This is a genomic window from Moritella sp. (genome assembly GCF_013215705.1).
Taxonomy (GTDB): Bacteria; Pseudomonadota; Gammaproteobacteria; order Enterobacterales; family Moritellaceae; genus Moritella.
The window spans coordinates 16,064-35,466 of the sequence record NZ_JABSQR010000037.1 but is presented as its reverse complement, the minus strand read 5'-3'; the positions used below and the strand labels follow the sequence as shown (position 1 = coordinate 35,466).

Below are 19,403 nucleotides of genomic sequence, written 5' to 3'. Positions count from 1 at the left end.
TTGACATGTTTACTCCAGAATTACTTTCCCCTGCAGGTTCACTAAAGAACATGCGTTATGCTTTCGCTTACGGTGCAGATGCTGTTTACGCTGGCCAACCACGCTATAGCCTACGTGTTCGTAACAATGAATTTAGCTTAGAAAACCTAGAAATTGGTATCAACGAAGCACATGCGCTTGGTAAACAATTCTATGTGGTTTGTAATATCCAACCTCATAATTCAAAATTAAAAACCTTCATCCGTGATTTAACTCCGATCATCGCCATGCAGCCCGATGCAATTATCATGTCTGATCCCGGTCTGATCATGATGGTGCGTGAAGCTTTCCCAGATATGGTTATTCACCTGTCTGTACAAGCGAACGCAGTAAACTGGGCAACGGTAAAATTCTGGTATACCCAAGGTATCAAGCGGGTGATCTTATCGCGTGAATTATCCCTGGATGAAATTGAAGATATTCGTTTCCACTGCCCTGACATGGAAATAGAAGTGTTTGTGCATGGCGCACTGTGCATGGCTTATTCTGGTCGCTGTCTGCTGTCTGGTTACATCAACAAACGCGATCCAAATCAAGGTTCATGCACTAACTCATGCCGCTGGAAATACGATGCCCATGAAGCCACTGAAAATGAAAACGGTGATATTGTGGCAACTAAGCCAGAAATCTATATACCTGAAACTAAGTCACCAGAAACTGAGTCACCAGAGCCGACTTTAGGTGAAGGTAAACCGACTGACCAAATATTCTTGTTACAAGAACAAGGTCGTCCAAATGAATATATGCCTGCATTTGAAGATGAGCATGGTACTTACATCATGAATTCAAAAGACCTACGTGCGATCCAACACGTTGAACGTCTGACTAAAATGGGCGTACATTCATTAAAAATTGAAGGTCGTACTAAATCGTACTACTACTGTGCGCGTACCGCACAAGTATATAAGCAAGCGATTAATGATGCTGTTGCCGGTCGTGATTTTGATCCATCGCTATTAGGTACACTAGAGCACCTGGCACACCGTGGTTATACCGAAGGGTTCTTAAGCCGTCATACTCACGATGCATACCAAAACTACGATTACGGTTATTCAATCAGTGACACCCAGCAATTTGTCGGTGAATTCAATGGTCGTAACGATAAAGGCCTTGCTGAAGTGATCGTGAAGAACAAGTTCTTAGTGGGTGATTCATTAGAATTAATGACGCCACAAGGCAACATGACCTTCAAGCTAGAAGCATTGGAAAACCGTAAAGGTGAGGCAATGGGAGTTGCGCCAGGTTCTGGCCACATTGTTTACTTGCCAGTACCAGAAGAAGTCTCACTGGATCACGCATTGTTAATGCGTAACTTTAATAACAGTGAAGATACGCGTAACCCACATAAATAATCCATTAGGAAAGAAGACATAACCTTATGGCATTATTAATTAATGATAAGTGTATTAACTGTGACATGTGCGATCCGGAGTGTCCGAATGGCGCAATTACCTTTGGCGCAAAGATTTATGAAATCGACCCGCTATTATGCACCGAGTGCGTGGGCCATTATGATAAACCGACCTGTAAAACTGTTTGCCCGATTAACTGCATAATTACCGATCCGAATTATGTCGAAACAGAGGAAGCATTATGGGAAAAATTTGTCATGATCCAAGAAGCGACTAAAGCCGCACGCTAATAAATCCAAATATAAAGACAAAAATAGCGAGCTTATAGCTCGCCGTTTTTCGCAGACCAATCTTCATGCAGTAATGCCGTTAATACATGGTCTTGCCAGCTTCCGGCAATTCTAAGGTATTTTCGAGCATAGCCTTCTCGCTCAAAACCAAGTCGCTGTAATAATGCGCCACTACGTTCATTGGCGGGAATATAATTGGCCATGACGCGATTAAGTCCCATATTTTCAAACATAAAAGCTAAACAGCTTTGCAAAAACTCGACCATCAGCCCCTGCCCTTCATAAGCTTTGGAAATTGAATAACCGAGATAACAGGACTTAAACACACCTTGAATAATATTACTAAAATTGGCAACCGCCACGATCTCAGATTTATCCGGCGTCAACGCGATAAAGTTGATCGCACTAGCATCATTAAATTCCGCATGAATTTGCTGAATACGTAATTTCCACCAACGCAACGTATAATAAGCGTCACTCCGTATCGGCTCCCAAGGTGCAAGATGTACTTGATTACGAGCATAATACTGGCATAATTTTTCAGCATCACTCGCCATCGCCACTCGGATGACTAAACGCGTAGTAACAAATTGGGGGAATTTTGATAACATCCAACACCTCAGCTAAACTAGATCAACACTAGATAAAAACTAAGCGAGATGTAACCGTGTTGCAGATAATAAACCGCCATTATCAACCAACTGCTTCATCAAGCCTAAATTAGCCAGTATACGTTCTACTAATGGTGTTTCAAATGGATAATAAGTTTCTTTGCAATTATTCACCGAATCGATAGTCGCGACAATAAAATGTTCCAAGATCAAGCAAGTGCGATTTTTACTAAAATTGGCCATCGATAGCTCTGTTGGTGAATAAGCCCCACGGCAATTACTACCAACACGTAGTACCACACTGGGTAATAAAGATAAATTGTCACTTTCACAAAAGGCATAGAAGTTGTCTAGACTTTCTTCTTCCCACTCAGGACTAACAATGATAATTGCATCTGCGAGTCGCATTAATTCAGCAGTTTCTTGCCATTCGTCTTGCCAATCGGCAATTTCATGTTTTAACGCTTTATCCCAAATAGGCAAAGCAACTTTAACAAAATCCAATAAATTCACTTTCTTAAACAATTGGGACTGCTGGGCTAATTGTAATACAGACTGTGCAACCTTGATGGTTGTCGACCGATTTCGAGTACTACCACTAATAACAACTAGTCTCACCTTATGCTCCTTGCATGAAAGACACTCACGACTGAGTTATGCCTATATCCGTATGGCATTTATACCTAAGTTATTTCAACATGCTTGGATATACATTAATCTATTGATGATATGAGGGAAGCATCCATAAGGTCTATAGCGATCGCACAAAGCAATACTATAACCATACTAAGGCATGATACTAAAGAGCAAGAGAGGAGTGAGTATGAAGCGAATACCCACTTCGCCATGACGTAAATGACAACGTTGAGTATTCAGTCTATGTTTATGCTATTACTTTATCTTTCACTGAATTACTTAATACTGGCTCAGCTAAACCTTGCTGAATAAACTCAGCAACATAAGCCAATAATGTTGTTACCGCTTTTGGTAGTTCATCCAGATCAAAACTATCCAGCATGTTTTTTACTTCCAGACCGAGTTCGGTATCGCCTTCGATTTTTAAACGGCGCTGAAAAAATAACGTATCCGGGTCTTCTTTACGTGCAGTAATTAGCACTAATTCATTTATGTTACCTTTAAAGCTAACATCTACCGAGGCTGCATTTGGTGCAATAACCAACTTATTGTCTACGCAACTAATAAACCAATTAATGCCTAAGTCGGTAATTTCAACCTGTAACCATTTTTGCTCAAGAAACTCAAACTCATCATCCGCTAGCGCTTCGGCGAATACTCTATTCAATACCTGTGATAGTACTATCTCTTGCAGTGAAAAAGGCAATACTTTAGCTGGGATCGCTAATAATCCAGGTACAGTATGTACCAACTTACGGTGTAGAGTATGTAACATCAGGGTCTAGTCCTTGCATAAAAAAACTATTTTAACGCGCCATGGGCGAACACATCCTAAGCAAAGTCAATTTAAAGTAAATTAACTCAGATAATCCTGCCCTAAATCAAATCCAATAAAACATCGATGCCTTACAATTTTTACCAATATTCATCGTTCAAGATATTATAACAATGGAATTACTCTGCCCTGCTGGTAATTTACCGGCCCTAAAAACCGCTGTCGATCATGGCGCTGACGCTGTTTATATCGGTTTTAAAGACGATACTAATGCCCGCCATTTTGCCGGATTAAACTTTACCGATAAAAAACTCGATAAAGCTGTCGACTATATCCGCAGTCACAATCGCCACTTACACGTTGCGATCAATACCTTTGCGCACCCAGGTAAACTAGAACGTTGGGAACGCGCCGTTGACCGCTGCGCAGACATGGGCGTCGATGCAGCCATTATTTCAGATATTGCTGTGCTTGATTATGCCACCAAAAAACATCCCGATTTAGAATTGCATTTATCCGTGCAAGCCTCGGCAACGAATGTTGAGGCAATTAACTTTTATACCAATAATTTTAATGTCAGTCGGGTGGTATTACCGCGCGTATTGTCGATCCATCAAGTAAAGCAACTAGCGCGTAATACCGATGTTGAATTAGAAGTGTTTGCCTTTGGTAGCTTATGCATCATGGCCGAAGGTCGCTGCTATTTATCATCCTATTTAACTGGCGAATCACCGAATACGGTTGGCGCTTGCTCTCCAGCAAAATATGTCCGCTGGCAAGAGACAGAGCAAGGCTTAGAATCACGTTTAAACGGCATATTGATTGATCGTTACCAACCGGAAGAAAAGACCGGCTACCCGACACTTTGTAAAGGTCGCTTCAACGTTGATGGCAAAGTTTTTCATGCTTTAGAAGAACCAACCAGCTTAAATACGCTTGAATTAGTGCCGGAACTAGCACAAGCCAATATTGCCGCAGTGAAGATTGAAGGTCGCCAGCGTAGCCCAGCTTATACCGAACAAGTGACTAAAGTATGGCGCGCAGCACTTGATCGTTACCAACAAAACCCAGAAGAATATCGGGTTGAAGCCGCTTGGAATAGACAACTCGATCAGCTTTCTGAAGGCACAAGTACCACGCTAGGCGCCTACCACAGGGATTGGCAATAACCTATATTTGCAAACACTATTACGGGTAACAACTTAAACTGCAACCACAGTCAGCAGCGAGAATAAACATGAAATACGCATTAGGGCCAATCTTATATTATTGGCCAAAACAACAAGTTGAAGATTTCTACGCAACCGCAATGAATTCACAGGCTGATATTATTTATCTTGGTGAAACAGTTTGCAGCAAACGCCGTGAACTGAAACCCAAAGACTGGTTAGGACTAGCGAAAGAGATTGCCGATTCTGGTAAGCAAGTGGTGATCTCAACCATGGCATTACTCGAAGCGCCATCCGAGGTCAATATACTGCGTAAATACTGTGAGAATGGTGACTTTATTGTGGAAGCGAATGATTTTGGCGCGATCAATTTATTAGCGGAAGCAAAAACCCCCTTCGTCTGTGGCCACGCGCTTAATGTCTATAACGCGCAAGCATTGCAGCTACTCGTGAATAAAGGCATGCAGCGTTGGGTAATGCCTGTAGAATTGTCACGCGATTGGTTAGTACAATTACAAGAAGACAGCAGAATACTCAATATCCGTGATCAATTTGAAATCGAAGTATTTGTCCATGGTCACTTACCACTGGCCTACTCAGCACGCTGTTTTACTGCACGTTCAGAAAACAGAGCAAAAGATGATTGCGAACTTTGTTGTATTAATCACGCCAATGGCAAACCCGTCTATAGCCAGGACAATAAAGAACTGTTTACCATTAATGGCATTCAAACCATGTCAGGTTACAAATATAATCTGTTAAATGATGTGCCAAGCATGCACGATTTAGTCGATGTGGTACGCGTGAGTCCGCTGGGTGATTCAGCGTTTCAGACGCTCGATCAATTTAAACAAGCGGCAGAGCAAGACATTAAGTTCGACTTGCAGTTAGATCGTGAATGTAATGGTTATTGGCATCAGATTGCCGGATTAGATACGGTGACGAGCTAGACTGCTCCTCCCCTTTATTTTGTAGTTAAGAGTAAGGGGGAGGCTAGAAGGAGGTTCTGGTTAACTATTATTTGCTAATCTCAATAACTCTAGACGTGCATAACCATGCTCGATAAATTCATAGACATTATTGCTTAATGCTAATTTGAAATAACTTGCCGCCGCGCGATCATCATTCATCAATACTTTATATTTACCAAGATAAAAGTAGGTTTCGGTTAAACGATGCGCGAGTATTTTGTTATAACTCGGATCATTTTCATCTAACCCATCAAGTAACTTGTCCAATAATTCCGTTTCATTTATCGCTTGGCTATAGAGCGCAACGATATTCCATGACCAAATGTCATCAATATGTTGATTATAACGCCCTTGAACTGATTTTAACGCGTCATCAGCATTAACTTGGTATTCTGGGTAATATAACCATAGCGTTCTAAATGGGTCGTTAGGCGCTTCATTATAGGCACTAACAAGATCATCAATCGCTAATGTATAGCGTTCGCCATAATACAGCGCAATACCACGATTGAGTAATACATAATTATTGTCAGGATCTAACTGGGCAATTGAATCATAAGCATCAAATGCTTCGTCAAACTGCTCGGTTTGGGTCATATACAAACCAATAAAATTATAAGCAGGCACAAAGTCAGGTTGTAAGGTTAATGAACGTTGAAAGTCAGCGTGAGCCAGTGAACGTAATCCCATGCTATCAGCCAGTAGACCGCGTTCATAAAAATAGCGCGCTTGACGACTACGATCGTCTTTGGCATCAAGAATAAGCTGACTATAACGCATCAACATAATTTCGGTTTGATAATTAACTTGTAGTGGTTCAGCAAGGACTAACTCAGAGGGCGTGCGAATATCTGCAGAGAAAGGCCCTGATAATGCGCTGCAGCCAGAAAGTAAGGCTACAGAAATGAATAAACTTAGACATCTTTTCATAATTAAACCACTTATTTTATTACAGATATAAAAAAGGAGCGTATCAACGCTCCTTAAAATAATCAATCTAAATAAACAACAAGTTATTCGCTAACTGGTTGCTCAGCAGGCGCTGCAGGAGCGTCCATTGCTTCTTTAATACTTAGACGGATACGACCTTGACGGTCTACTTCTAGAACTTTAACTTTAACTACTTGTTCTACAGACAGGTGATCTGCAACTTTGTTCACACGTTCTTGCGTAATTTGCGAGATATGAACTAAGCCGTCTTTACCCGGTAAGATGTTAACAAAAGCGCCGAAGTCAGCTAGACGTACAACTTTACCTTCGTAGATTTGACCAACTTCAACTTCCGCTGTTAATTGGTGAATACGTTCGATTGCAGCTTGTGCTTGTTCGTTACTTGTCGCTGCAATTTTCACTGTACCATCATCTTCGATTTCGATCGTAGTACCAGTTTCTTCAGTAAGAGCACGGATTGTTGCGCCACCTTTACCGATGATGTCTTTGATCTTATCCGTGCTGATTTTGATTGTATGAATACGCGGTGCGAATTCAGATACGTCATCACGGTTAGTTGCGATAGCTTGATCCATCACACTTAAGATGTGTAGACGTGCAGCTTTTGCTTGTACAAGCGCTTTCTGCATGATGTCTTTAGTGATACCTTCAATTTTGATATCCATCTGTAGTGCAGTGATACCAGCACTTGAACCAGCAACTTTAAAGTCCATGTCACCTAAGTGATCTTCATCACCAAGTATGTCTGAAAGTATTACGCTACGGTCGCCGTCAAGTACTAGACCCATTGCGATACCCGCAACAGAAGCCTTGATTGGTACACCAGCATCCATAAGTGCTAACGAAGTACCACATACAGAAGCCATTGAGCTTGAACCGTTAGATTCAGTAATTTCAGATACAACACGTACTGTGTACGGGAATTCATCTGCGTTTGGCATAACCGCTAAAACACCACGTTTCGCTAGACGACCGTGACCAATTTCACGACGTTTAGGCGAACCAACCATACCAGTTTCACCAACACAGTAAGGAGGGAAGTTGTAGTGCATTAGGAAACGGTCAATCGTTTCGCCAGTTAGACTGTCGATACGTTGTGCATCACGTTCTGTACCTAGTGTTGCAGTTACTAACGCTTGCGTTTCGCCACGTGTGAATAGTGCGCTACCGTGTGTACGTGGTAGAACGCCAGTCATTACGCTTAGTGCACGGATCATTTCAGGATCACGACCATCAATACGTGGCTCGCCATCTAGAATACGGTTACGTACGATGTTTTTTTCTAAAGACGCAAGTAAATCACCCGCTTCACGCGTGTTTAGCTCTGCATTTTCTTCTTGAAGTTTAGCGATTACTGCTGACTTAATGCCACCAACTTTAGCGTAACGTTCAGTTTTTTCTTGGATTTGGTATGCTTGTGCAAGGTCGCCTGATGCTAGTTCTGCGATTTTCGCTTTAAGCTCAGTGTTTACTACTGGTGCAGTCCAATCCCATTTTGGTGTATTAACTTCTGCTGCAAATTCTTTAATCGCTTCGATAACAACTTGCATTTGCTCGTGGCCATACATAACCGCGCCTAACATTTGCTCTTCGCTAAGAATTTCAGCTTCAGATTCAACCATCAATACTGCATTTTCAGTACCGGCTACAACAAGGTCTAGTTGGCTTTCTACTAGCTCAGATGTTGATGGGTTAAGAATGTATTCGTCATTTTGGAAACCGATACGTGCAGCACCAATTGGGCCATTGAACGGCATACCAGAGATACTTAATGCAGCTGAAACACCAATTAATGCAACCAAATCAGGTTGGATTTCTGGGTTAACAGATACAACAGTAGCTACTACTTGTACTTCATTTTTGAAGCCAGCAGGAAATAGTGGACGGATTGGACGGTCGATAAGGCGACAAGTTAATGTCTCGCCTTCACTTGGACGACCTTCACGTTTAAAGAAGCCACCAGGGATCTTACCAGCTGCGTAAGTACGTTCTTGGTAATTCACTGTTAGCGGGAAGAAATCACGACCAGCTTCAGCTTGTTTTTTACCAACAACACTTACTAAAACAGAAGTATCACCGATGCTTGCCATTACAGCTGCTGTTGCTTGACGTGCAATAACACCTGTTTCTAATGTAACTGTATGTTGACCATACTTAAACGATTTTACGATAGGATTCACTCTTTGTCCTTAATCTTTAATGTCTCTTTAATTTCGTCGCTAAGTATACTGCATAAAAAAATTAAAGGGCAATGTAAGTATTGGAAATAGTGAAATAAGTTGGAAAATAATTTGAAGAGGGAAAGTTTGCAGGCACATTAAAAAACAAAAAGGAGCCAATTTGGCTCCTTTCTTATAATCTGTTGTCCGTAGACGTCAAATTAATTGTCGATTAACGACGTAGACCTAGACGAGCAATAAGGTCTGCATAACGTACGTTTTCAGTACGTTTTAGGTAATCAAGAAGTTTACGACGGCTAGCAACCATACGTAATAGACCACGACGGCTGTGGTGATCGTGGATGTGCTTCTTGAAGTGACCTTGAAGGTGGTTGATTTGTGCAGTTAGTAGTGCAACTTGAACTTCAGTTGAACCAGTGTCGCCTTCTTGGCGTGCGAAATCTGCAACGATAGCTGCTTTAGCTTCAGCGTTTAATGACATAGTGGAGTCTCCAATATAGATAAATAGCTTATAGCCGACCACTCGTTCAGCTATAAGAAGAACCGCGGAGTATACAGAGGTCAGATAATTCCTGCAATCATTTTCATCGATCAATAGATAAACAAATAATACGCCGAAAAAGACGTATAAAAAAGGCACTATTACCTAGGTAATTATGCCTTTTATTGCCGCCATTAATCATCACTGAATAATGAATTATTTTGGTTCGCGCGCCTGCGTTTCGTAATTTACAATACGCTTCGGAGCGACTCGCCCTTGGTCATCAATACTACCAACGCCAATGAAAGTACGCTCATCACCTACCGTCATACGGACTAAGCCAGATTCTGGTGTATTCGGAATGACAACAGGTTGCCCGTGTAATACAAAACCACCAGTCTCTTCACTCATGTTCGCTTCCGGTAAGTGACTTACCGCTGAATCAAGTGGCATGAGTAAGGGATCAAGCACGTCTTTCGGCTCAATACCCTCTGCCTTCGCTTGTTCAACCATCGCTTCCAGCTGTTCGAACGTCATCATACGTTCAGCTGGATAAGCACTAACACCAATACGACGTAGCATAGAGACATGTGCACCACAGCCTAGTAGCTCCCCTAGGTCATCAACGATAGTACGGATATAAGTACCCTTACTCACGTGAATCTCTAAGTCAACTTCATCATTTTCAAACCTTAATAATTTAAGTTCAAAAACTGAAATAGGACGTGCTGGACGATCGATAAAGATACCTTGACGCGCATACCAGTACAAAGGTTTACCTTCGTGCTTCAATGCCGAAAACATTGACGGTACTTGCTCCGTGTCACCACGGAAAGTATCAAGACCAATTAGCAACTCAGCATCACTCACATTAACGGGACGCGTTTGCACGATCTCACCATGTGAATCAGATGTATCAGTACGTTCACCCAGCTTTGCAGTAACGATGTAACGTTTGTCTGAATCAAGCAAGAATTGTGAAAACTTGGTTGCTTCACCAAAACATAACGGTAGCATACCGGTAGCAAGTGGATCTAAGGCACCAGTGTGACCCGCTTTCGCAGCAAAGAAAATTTTCTTAACACGCTGTAAGGCATCGTTTGAGCTGATACCGGTCGGTTTATCCAACAAGAATACACCGTGTACATCACGGCCGTTCCATCGACGACGACGTGCAGACATGACTAAGACTCTCCTTCAGTAGTGTCTTTGTCATCACCTTTGGTACCAAATTCTTCTTGCAGCTTTTTGTCTTTAGCACGTACTTCAGTTACTAGGCTTGACAGACGCATACCTTCAACCAGTGTGTTGTCATAGATAAAACGCAGTTCAGGCACAATACGTAGCTTCATAGCACTACCCACTAACGAGCGGATATAACCACTTGCTGCTGTTAATGCGGCGATACCTTCTTTGACACGATCTTCATCGTTATCGATATTGAAAAAAGTAACATACACTTTTGCATACGACAGATCACGAGACAAATCAATGCTCGATACCGTTACCATACCGATACGGGGATCTTTAACTTCACGCTGTAAAATACGTGCAACTTCTTGTTGTAATTGCTGTGCAACACGACGAGAACGACTGAATTCTTTTGCCATTTTTAAATTCCTCAAAAGGAAAATGGGGACCGAAAGGCCCCCATAAAGTTATTTTAATCGAACCGAGTTATTAACCGTTACAGAGTACGTTTAATTTCAACAGTTTCGAATACTTCGATTTGGTCACCAACACGTACGTCGTTATAGTTCTTAACGCCGATACCACATTCAATACCCATACGAACGTCTTGTACGTCATCTTTAAAGCGACGTAATGATTCAAGTTCACCTTCGTAAATAACGATATTTTCACGTAATACACGGATTGGAGCGCTACGTTTAATAACACCTTCAGTAACCATACAACCAGCGATAGAGCCGATTTTAGGTGATTTGAATACATCACGTACTTCAGCAAGACCAATGATTTCTTGACGGAACTCAGGCGCAAGCAGACCGCTCATCGCTTGTTTAACTTCATCAATCAAGTCATAGATAACGCTATAGTAACGTAAATCAACACTTTCGTTGCTTACAACATCACGTGCTTTTGCGTCTGCTCGTACGTTGAAACCAAGTACGATTGCGTTAGATGCAGCAGCCAGTGTTACGTCAGTTTCAGTGATACCACCTACACCACGCGTGATGATTACAACTTTAACTTCGTCAGTTGAAAGTTTAACCAGTGACTCACAAAGTGCTTCAAGTGAACCTTGAACATCAGCTTTAAGCACGATATTCAGTTCAGAAATCTCACCAGCTTCCATGTTCGCGAACATGTTATCAAGTTTCGATTTCTGTTGACGAGCCAGCTTAACATCACGGAATTTACCTTGACGGTAAAGCGCAACTTCACGTGCTTTCTTCTCATCACGCACTACTGTCGCTTCGTCACCCGCTTTTGGTACACCAGAAAGACCTAAGATCTCCACTGGAATAGCAGGACCCGCACTGTCGATTGGCTTACCATTTTCATCGCGCATTGCACGAACACGGCCATATTCTAGACCACAAAGAACGATATCGCCTTGCTTCAGCTCACCTTGTTGTACAAGTACTGTTGCAACAGGACCGCGACCTTTATCAAGACGGGATTCAATTACCACACCTGCAGCAGGACCAGTAGCAACAGCTTCAAGTTCTAAGATGTCAGCTTGTAGCAAGATGCCTTCAAGTAGCTCATCAATACCCGTGCCTGCTTTAGCAGATACGTGTACAAACATGTTTTCGCCGCCCCAGTCTTCTGGAATAACGTCATGTTGTGCTAGTTCATTTTTAACACGATCTGGATCCGCACCTTCTTTATCCATTTTGTTCACAGCAATGATCAGTGGAACCTTCGCTGCTTTCGCATGGTGGATAGCTTCGATTGTCTGTGGCATAACACCATCATCAGCCGCAACAACAAGCACAACGATATCAGTCGCTTTAGCACCACGAGCACGCATAGACGTAAACGCCGCGTGACCAGGAGTATCAAGGAAAGTGATCATGCCATTTTCAGTTTCTACATGATAAGCACCGATATGCTGAGTAATACCACCGGCTTCGCCAGCAGCTACTTTAGCACGACGAATGTAATCTAGTAGTGATGTTTTACCGTGGTCAACGTGACCCATGATAGTAACAACAGGTGCACGAGTAACTTTAGTACCGCCACCTTGCGCTTCAGCCAATACAGCTTCTTCTAGAGCATTTTCTTTAACTAAGATAACTTTATGACCCATTTCTTCTGCAATAAGTTGCGCAGTTTCTTGGTCAAGTACTTGGTTAATAGTAACCATAGAGCCCTGTTTCATCATATATTTGATGATTTCAGTCGCTTTGATCGCCATTTTCTGTGCTAATTCACTAACACTAACCGTTTCACCGATGCGAACATCACGTTCAACTTTAGCAACTGGCTTATTAAAACCTTGTTGCATCGCTTCTGGCGCGTTAACTGATTTACCTTGATGACGGCTATAACGGTTATCAGGTTTACGGCCTTTGCCTTTTGCTTTACGCGCTTTACCTTTACCTTTTGGTGCTGGTTTTGCAGCTTCAACTGGTGCAACAGGTTTTTTCTTACGTTCACCTTTTTGCGCCTGTGCATCAGCATCATCTTCAGCAGCTTGTGCATGAGTTGATGTTGTTACATGGTAATCCGCAGTTTTATCTGTTTTTTCACGTGCAGCTTCTTCTTCAGCCCAACGGCCTGAGTTGTCTTCTGCTAATTTACGTGCTTCTTCAGTTTTTTGTTGAGCTTCCAGCTCAGCTTTACGAGTGGCTTCCTGCTCTTGCTTCTGCTTCAACGCTTCCGCTTCGCGCTTCGCCATATCATCTGCCTCTTTTGATTTTGTAGTTTTCTGTTGCGTTTGACGTTTTGCTTTCTCTGCAACATCACGTTTTTCTTTTGCTTCTGCGTCCGCTTTTTCTTTTGCTTCAGCATCAGCGGTTGCTTTTGCCTCTGCTTGTGCTTTCGCTTCTGCCTGTGCTTTCAGTTCAGCCGCTTCTTGCGCCGCTTTTTCTTCTGCTAATTTCGCTTCATCTTCAGCTGTAGTACGTTTAACGAAAGTACGTTTTTTACGTACTTCTACTGCAACTGATTTTTGCTTACCGCCACCGCTTGCTACGCTAAGCGTGCTTTTGGTTTTGCGTTGTAATGTTAAGCGACTAGGTTCAGCCGTATCACTACCATGCTGCTCACTTAAGTGCACAAGTAGTGACTGCTTTTCACCTTCCGTTACCGTACTATCGTTCGCTTTTGCTATACCAGCATCAGAGAATTGTTGTACTAGGCGATCAACAGTAGTACCGATATCTTCGGCCAATTTTGTAATTGATACATCTGCCATGTAGTTCGATCCCTCTCTTCGCGTTATTATTCGCTATCACTGAACCAACAGATATTACGTGCCGCCATAATTAATTCGCCAGCACGTTCGTCCGTTAACTCTTCAATTTCACTTAAATCATCAATGCTTTGTTCTGCTAGCTCTTCCAGAGTTATCACTCCGATGCTGGCAAGTACGTAAGCAAGGTGTTTTTCTAAGCCTTCAAGTGCTAATAAATCGGCACTTGGCTCGGCACTCTCTAGCGACTCTTCTGCAGCAAGTGCAGACGTTGTTAATGCGTTTTTAGCACGTGAACGTAATTCATCAACAAGATCTTCATCGATACCGTCGATTTGTAAGAATTCGTTTACAGGAACATAAGCGATTTCTTCTAATGACGAGAAGCCTTCGTCGATCAGTAGCTCTGCCATATCTTCATCGATATCTAATTTATCAGTGAAGATATTCATCAGACGATCGTTTTCTTTTTGATGTTTTTCATTCGCTTCAGCAACTGTCATTACATTTAGTTCCCAACCAGTCAGTTGAGACGCTAAACGTACGTTTTGACCATTTCGGCCAATTGCTTGTGCTAGATTGTCTTGTTCAACAGCAATATCCATTGAGTGCTGATCTTCGTCAACAATAATAGAAGCAACTTCAGCAGGTGCCATTGCGTTGATAACAAACTGTGCAGGGTTATCATCCCAAAGGATAATATCAACACGTTCGCCGTTTAGTTCACTTGATACAGCTTGTACACGTGCGCCACGCATACCAACACAAGCACCAACAGGATCGATACGTTTGTCGTTCGATTTAACCGCGATTTTAGCACGAGAACCAGGATCACGAGCAGCGGCTTTAAGTTCAAGCATCTCTTCGTTGAATTCTGGCACTTCGATGCGGAATAATTCGATAAGCATTTCGTTACAAGAACGGCTAATAAATAGCTGTGTGCCACGCGCTTCAGGTTTTACTTCTTTCAGTAAACCTTTAATACGGTCGCCAGTACGGAATGATTCACGTGGTATCATCTCATCACGGAACATTACTGCTTCAGCATTGTTACCCAGATCTAATACTACTGTTTCACGGTTAGCACGTTTTACTAAACCAGTGATTAGCTCACCTTCATGTTTAGCGTATTGCTGAACGATTAAATCGCGCTCTGCTTCACGTACTTTTTGGATGATTACTTGCTTAGCTGTTTGCGTTGTTACACGGTCAAATACAACTGAATCAATTGTATCTTCAATGTAACCGCCAACTTCGATGGTTTCATCATCATATTTAGCAGCATCCAGGGTAATTTCTGAGAAAGGATTTTCTAGTGGTTCACCTTTGTCATCAATTACAAGCCAGCGACGAAACGTTTCGAAATTACCAGTTTTACGGTCAATTTCAACACGAACTTCGATTTCGCCTTCATATCTTTTTTTAGTTGCTGTAGCTAGTGCAATTTCCATAGCTTCGAAAATTTTCTCACGAGGTAGTGCTTTCTCGTTAGAAACTGCATCAACAACTAACAGAATTTCTTTATTCATTCCCGGACGCCTCGTTAGTCAAATTTTGGAACAATATTTGCTTTTTGAAAATTTGCGTGTGCTAAGACTTCGTCTTTGCCATCAATGGTTACCGTGATCATATCACCGTCAACACTTTTGATTACGCCTCTTAATTTACGACGACCATTCACAGCCATACGTAATAATGCTTTAATTTCAGAACCACAGTACTCTTGGTAATGTGCAACTTTAAATAATGGACGTTCCATACCAGGTGAAGACACTTCTAAGAAGTACTCTGTGCTGATTGGATCTTCAACATCCATAATAGCGCTAAGTTGGTGACTTACTTTCGAGCAATCATCAACGAAAATACCGTTTTCATGATCGATATAAACAAGTAATGTCGAGTGTTTACCAGCTCGTGTAAACTCAATACCAACAAGTTCAAAACCTAACATTTCAACTGTTGGTTCTAACAAATCAGTTAGTGTTTGTTCTAGACTCGCCAAAACAACCCCCTAAAAACAAAAAAAGGGCAAATGCCCGTAATTTAAAAAATAAAAAGCCCCGACTATAAGGCGGGGCTTCTTACTACTAGACCTTGTATGTCACTTGCGTGACGCTTATTAAATGAATAACAAGCAAGAAGCCAATAGTATTACGTAAATTACATTTACCAGAGATAAAATTAAATTTAAGTAATGCTATTTGCACACTGTTGACTAGCCTTATCAACAGGTATAAAAAAATGGTTGCGGGAGCCGGATTTGAACCAACGACCTTCGGGTTATGAGCCCGACGAGCTACCAGACTGCTCCATCCCGCGACAACTATCTTATTGCGCTGATTATAGGCCATTGCAACTACAATATGCAAGGCTAAATTCATATAAATAGTGAATCGGCTGTGCGGAGGTAATGAATAACGCTAAATCATTTTGCAATCAAACTAAAATATACCCAAACTACGCCAAGATGCTATATCAGAGAGTAGAAGACTAACAATATTTCGTTAGCTCGATTTGATGCTCACCGTTTAGGTGAAAACCAGATAAAAAAAAACCTTAGTATTAACTACTAAGGTTTCTCTTATTTGGTGCCGTGGGCGGGACTTGAACCCGCACGTCCTTTCGGACACCAGCCCCTCAAGCTGGCGTGTCTACCAATTTCACCACCACGGCTTTATTCTATTGAGGTAATTCTTATTGAGGTATGTCGCTATTGCTTACTGGTGCAACTGGAATATCACTTGTGATTGCTGGTTTTTCAGCATCTAAAATCACATCAGTATCCGATTGCGAAGATAAGTTACCAAGCAGTAAACTTAAAGCAAAAAACACCACAGCAAGGATCGCAGTAACACGAGTTAAAAAGTTACCTGAACCGCCAGCACCAAATACTGTATTTGAACCACCAGAACCAAAGCTAGCACCCATATCAGCGCCTTTGCCTTGCTGCATTAGAACGAATCCGATGATGGCAAGTGCAACAATTAAGTAAATAACAATAATAACTTCGTACATTTTAATACCTAAATCTCAAAAGGTTTAATATAGCTTTATCGAACATCCTTACCCGAGGTAAGGGACACTTAAATTATATTTAGTCACTTTAAAACTAATTAAGGTTAAGTGGTAAAGCGGAGGAGATATTATCTAACCTCCACCTTAGTTGCAAGCTGATTATCAAAAAAAACAATGAATAAAAGGCTTTAGCACAAAACAACACCAGTTGCCGTACGCTAATAAGCCTAAAGCGCAGTTCTAAACCGGTTTAGAACGTCGCTTTCACGGCATCCGCAATTTTGTTTGCTAATGCTAATACATGCGTTTCATCTTCACCTTCAACCATCACACGGATAAGTGGCTCGGTACCCGATTTACGCAATAACACCCGACCGCGATCGGCAAGTTCCAGCTCGACATCCTTAACAGCCTGTTGTACCGATTCGGCTAATAATGGATCTGAATCACCATTAAAACGAACGTTAACCAACACTTGTGGGAATTTGCTCATGCCAGAACGTAATTCTTTCAGCGTTAAGCCACTATTAATCTGTGCAGCTAATACTAATAAGCTTGATACAATGCCGTCACCTGTTGTGGTGTGATCCAGAGAAATAATATGGCCTGAATTTTCGCCACCGATACGCCAACCTTTCTCAAGCATCATTTCGACCACATAGCGATCGCCAACCGCACTACGTGCAAACGGAATACCCAGTGACTTAAGTGCTAGCTCTAAGCCCATGTTCGCCATTAATGTACCAACAACGCCGCCTTTTAATTCGCCGTTGCGCAGTGCATCACGTGCGATAATGTAAAGAACTTCGTCACCATCAATTACATAACCAGTATGATCAACCATCATCAGACGATCACCATCACCGTCATAAGCCACACCTAAATCGGCTTTTTCGGCAAGTACACGTGCGACGAGTGCTTCCGGCGCAGTTGCACCACAACCATCATTAATGTTCAAACCATTTGGCTCAACACCGATAGTAACGATCTCTGCGCCGAGCTCTGTAAATACGCTTGGTGCGATATGGTAAGTTGCACCATGGGCACAATCGAGCACAATTTTCAGACCCTTCAAACTTGCGCGTGATGGGAAGGTACTTTTACAATATTCAATATAACGACCCGCGGCATCCTCAATACGGACTGCTTTACCTAATTGAGCTGACTCAACGCAGGTTAATTCTTTTTCTAATTGCGCTTCAATCGCCAATTCAACTTCGTCCGCTAGCTTAGTACCGTTTGCAGAGAAAAACTTAATACCGTTATCGTGATATGGATTATGTGATGCACTGATCACAATACCCGCTTCCGCACGGAATGTACGTGTTAAATAGGCAACTGCCGGCGTTGGCATTGGCCCCATAAACGCGACATCAAGCCCCGCCGCTGATAAACCCGCTTCTAACGCACATTCCAGCATATAACCAGAAATACGGGTGTCTTTACCAATCAGTACTTTCCTTGTGCCTTGTTTTGCAAGTACCTTACCTGCAGCCCAACCTAGTTTAAGTGCAAACTCAGGTGTAATTGGCGCCTTACCAACAAGGCCGCGAATACCATCAGTACCAAAATACTTTCTTGACATATTTAATCCCTAATCTCTTCTATTACTGGTCGAGATATCACTCAACCAATCTAATTTCAATTCAAACTGTTAGTTATTATTACTTTTATTTTAAAATAGCCGGCTTACTAACACTGTGTTTAGCAAGCTGTGCCACGATAGCTAAAACATCCGCAGTTGCTCGCACATCATGGACACGTAATATTTGCGCACCATCGATTGCAGCGGCAGTAGCACAGGCAATACTACCCGCTAATCGCTGTGATTCATCACACTGCAACAAATTACCTATCATTGACTTGCGTGAAACACCAATCAACACAGGTAGGTCAAATTGATGAAAGACCGACGTATCAGCCAGTAATTGGTAATTTTGTTCTAACGTCTTACCAAAGCCAAAACCGGGATCGAGGATAATATGTTCACGCTTAATGCCCGCATTAACACAATCATCAATACGCTGCTGTAAAAATGCCACCACTTCTGTTGTCACATTTTGATAAGACGGTGCATGTTGCATGGTACTAGGCTGGCCTTGCATGTGCATAATACACACAGGTACAGCAAGGTCCGCAGCGGCTTGTAATGCCCCGTCTTCCTGCAGCGCTCTCACGTCATTAATGATATGAGCGCCCGCCGCTATCGCTTGACGCATCACTTGCGCTTTACTGGTATCGATAGAAATGACAACATCAAGCTGTGTTGATATGAGCTTAATGATAGGAATAACACGGGAAAGCTCTTCCTCTAAACTAACAGCACAAGCACCTGGACGTGTTGATTCACCACCAATATCAATGATCTTAGCGCCATCCGCAACCATATTTTTTGCTTGTTCGAATGCCGCATCTAACGCGTGATACTGACCGCCATCAGAAAATGAGTCTGGTGTTACATTCAAAATCCCCATCACCACAGCCTGGCTTAGATCAAGTGTTTTAACACTGCCACTATTGGTCGTTAATTGTAACTGCATTATCGTTTC

The 19,403-nt window shown here is 42.2% G+C and carries 18 protein-coding genes and 2 tRNA genes; 4 read left to right on the top strand and 16 right to left on the bottom strand.

What is annotated here, in order from left to right; genetic code table 11:
• Positions 1-5: 5 nt before the first annotated feature.
• Together yegQ and HRT96_RS19745 are read left to right on the top strand one after the other, a co-directional pair.
• Complete coding sequence (gene yegQ / locus HRT96_RS19750; protein WP_293160040.1) at positions 6-1,391, top strand: tRNA 5-hydroxyuridine modification protein YegQ; 1,386 nt, start codon at positions 6-8, stop codon at positions 1,389-1,391.
• 26 nt (positions 1,392-1,417) lie between these two features.
• The gene (locus tag HRT96_RS19745; protein ID WP_293160038.1) at positions 1,418-1,681 is read left to right on the top strand and encodes a YfhL family 4Fe-4S dicluster ferredoxin; all 264 of its coding nucleotides are present in this window, start codon (positions 1,418-1,420) and stop codon (positions 1,679-1,681) included.
• A gap of 32 nt (positions 1,682-1,713) precedes the next feature.
• Here HRT96_RS19745 and rimJ read toward each other — a convergent pair whose 3' ends face one another.
• The 3 genes from rimJ to HRT96_RS19730 form a co-directional block, all read right to left on the bottom strand.
• Positions 1,714-2,292, bottom strand: a complete 579-nt coding sequence (rimJ, locus tag HRT96_RS19740; RefSeq protein WP_293160036.1) for a ribosomal protein S5-alanine N-acetyltransferase — start codon at positions 2,290-2,292, stop codon at positions 1,714-1,716.
• Positions 2,293-2,331: 39 nt separating this feature from the next.
• Positions 2,332-2,910, bottom strand: a complete 579-nt coding sequence (locus HRT96_RS19735) for an NAD(P)H-dependent oxidoreductase (protein ID WP_293160035.1) — start codon at positions 2,908-2,910, stop codon at positions 2,332-2,334.
• A 265-nt stretch (positions 2,911-3,175) separates the two neighbouring features.
• Positions 3,176-3,703, bottom strand: coding sequence for an SCP2 domain-containing protein (locus tag HRT96_RS19730; RefSeq protein WP_293160033.1), 528 nt, complete (start codon positions 3,701-3,703; stop codon positions 3,176-3,178).
• 173 nt (positions 3,704-3,876) lie between these two features.
• On the opposite strand from HRT96_RS19730, the gene HRT96_RS19725 reads away from it, so the two are divergent.
• Both HRT96_RS19725 and HRT96_RS19720 read left to right on the top strand, forming a co-directional pair.
• Positions 3,877-4,872, top strand: coding sequence for a peptidase U32 family protein (locus HRT96_RS19725; protein ID WP_293160031.1), 996 nt, complete (start codon positions 3,877-3,879; stop codon positions 4,870-4,872).
• Positions 4,873-4,940: 68 nt separating this feature from the next.
• The gene (locus HRT96_RS19720; protein WP_293160029.1) at positions 4,941-5,822 is read left to right on the top strand and encodes a U32 family peptidase; all 882 of its coding nucleotides are present in this window, start codon (positions 4,941-4,943) and stop codon (positions 5,820-5,822) included.
• A gap of 60 nt (positions 5,823-5,882) precedes the next feature.
• Here HRT96_RS19720 and nlpI read toward each other — a convergent pair whose 3' ends face one another.
• The 13 genes from nlpI to folP all read right to left on the bottom strand — a co-directional run bounded on the left by nlpI (position 5,883) and on the right by folP (position 19,394).
• Positions 5,883-6,773: a lipoprotein NlpI gene (gene nlpI / locus HRT96_RS19715; protein ID WP_293160027.1), complete on the bottom strand. Its 891-nt coding sequence runs from the start codon at positions 6,771-6,773 to the stop codon at positions 5,883-5,885.
• Between the two features lie 83 nt (positions 6,774-6,856).
• Positions 6,857-8,974, bottom strand: a complete 2,118-nt coding sequence (gene pnp / locus HRT96_RS19710; protein WP_293160025.1) for a polyribonucleotide nucleotidyltransferase — start codon at positions 8,972-8,974, stop codon at positions 6,857-6,859.
• A 211-nt stretch (positions 8,975-9,185) separates the two neighbouring features.
• Positions 9,186-9,455 carry a 30S ribosomal protein S15 gene (rpsO, locus tag HRT96_RS19705; protein WP_006031625.1) on the bottom strand — a complete coding sequence of 90 codons (270 nt, stop codon included), beginning with the start codon at positions 9,453-9,455 and terminating at the stop codon, positions 9,186-9,188.
• Positions 9,456-9,671: 216 nt separating this feature from the next.
• Positions 9,672-10,637: a tRNA pseudouridine(55) synthase TruB gene (gene truB / locus HRT96_RS19700; RefSeq protein ID WP_293160022.1), complete on the bottom strand. Its 966-nt coding sequence runs from the start codon at positions 10,635-10,637 to the stop codon at positions 9,672-9,674.
• 2 nt (positions 10,638-10,639) lie between these two features.
• The gene (rbfA, locus tag HRT96_RS19695; RefSeq protein ID WP_293134307.1) at positions 10,640-11,065 is read right to left on the bottom strand and encodes a 30S ribosome-binding factor RbfA; all 426 of its coding nucleotides are present in this window, start codon (positions 11,063-11,065) and stop codon (positions 10,640-10,642) included.
• A gap of 77 nt (positions 11,066-11,142) precedes the next feature.
• Positions 11,143-13,842, bottom strand: a complete 2,700-nt coding sequence (gene infB / locus HRT96_RS19690; protein ID WP_293160020.1) for a translation initiation factor IF-2 — start codon at positions 13,840-13,842, stop codon at positions 11,143-11,145.
• A gap of 26 nt (positions 13,843-13,868) precedes the next feature.
• Positions 13,869-15,368, bottom strand: a complete 1,500-nt coding sequence (nusA, locus tag HRT96_RS19685; RefSeq protein ID WP_293160018.1) for a transcription termination factor NusA — start codon at positions 15,366-15,368, stop codon at positions 13,869-13,871.
• Positions 15,369-15,382: 14 nt separating this feature from the next.
• Positions 15,383-15,841, bottom strand: a complete 459-nt coding sequence (gene rimP, locus HRT96_RS19680) for a ribosome maturation factor RimP (RefSeq protein WP_293148676.1) — start codon at positions 15,839-15,841, stop codon at positions 15,383-15,385.
• A 240-nt stretch (positions 15,842-16,081) separates the two neighbouring features.
• Positions 16,082-16,158 (bottom strand) — tRNA-Met (locus HRT96_RS19675).
• Between the two features lie 267 nt (positions 16,159-16,425).
• Positions 16,426-16,512 (bottom strand) — tRNA-Leu (locus HRT96_RS19670).
• A gap of 21 nt (positions 16,513-16,533) precedes the next feature.
• Positions 16,534-16,854, bottom strand: coding sequence for a preprotein translocase subunit SecG (secG, locus tag HRT96_RS19665; protein ID WP_293160016.1), 321 nt, complete (start codon positions 16,852-16,854; stop codon positions 16,534-16,536).
• 250 nt (positions 16,855-17,104) lie between these two features.
• On the bottom strand, positions 17,105-18,439 hold the full coding sequence (gene glmM, locus HRT96_RS19660) for a phosphoglucosamine mutase (RefSeq protein ID WP_293160014.1): 1,335 nt from the start codon (positions 18,437-18,439) through the stop codon (positions 17,105-17,107).
• Positions 18,440-18,524: 85 nt separating this feature from the next.
• On the bottom strand, positions 18,525-19,394 hold the full coding sequence (gene folP, locus HRT96_RS19655) for a dihydropteroate synthase (RefSeq protein WP_293160012.1): 870 nt from the start codon (positions 19,392-19,394) through the stop codon (positions 18,525-18,527).
• Between the last annotated feature and the right edge of the window lie 9 nt (positions 19,395-19,403).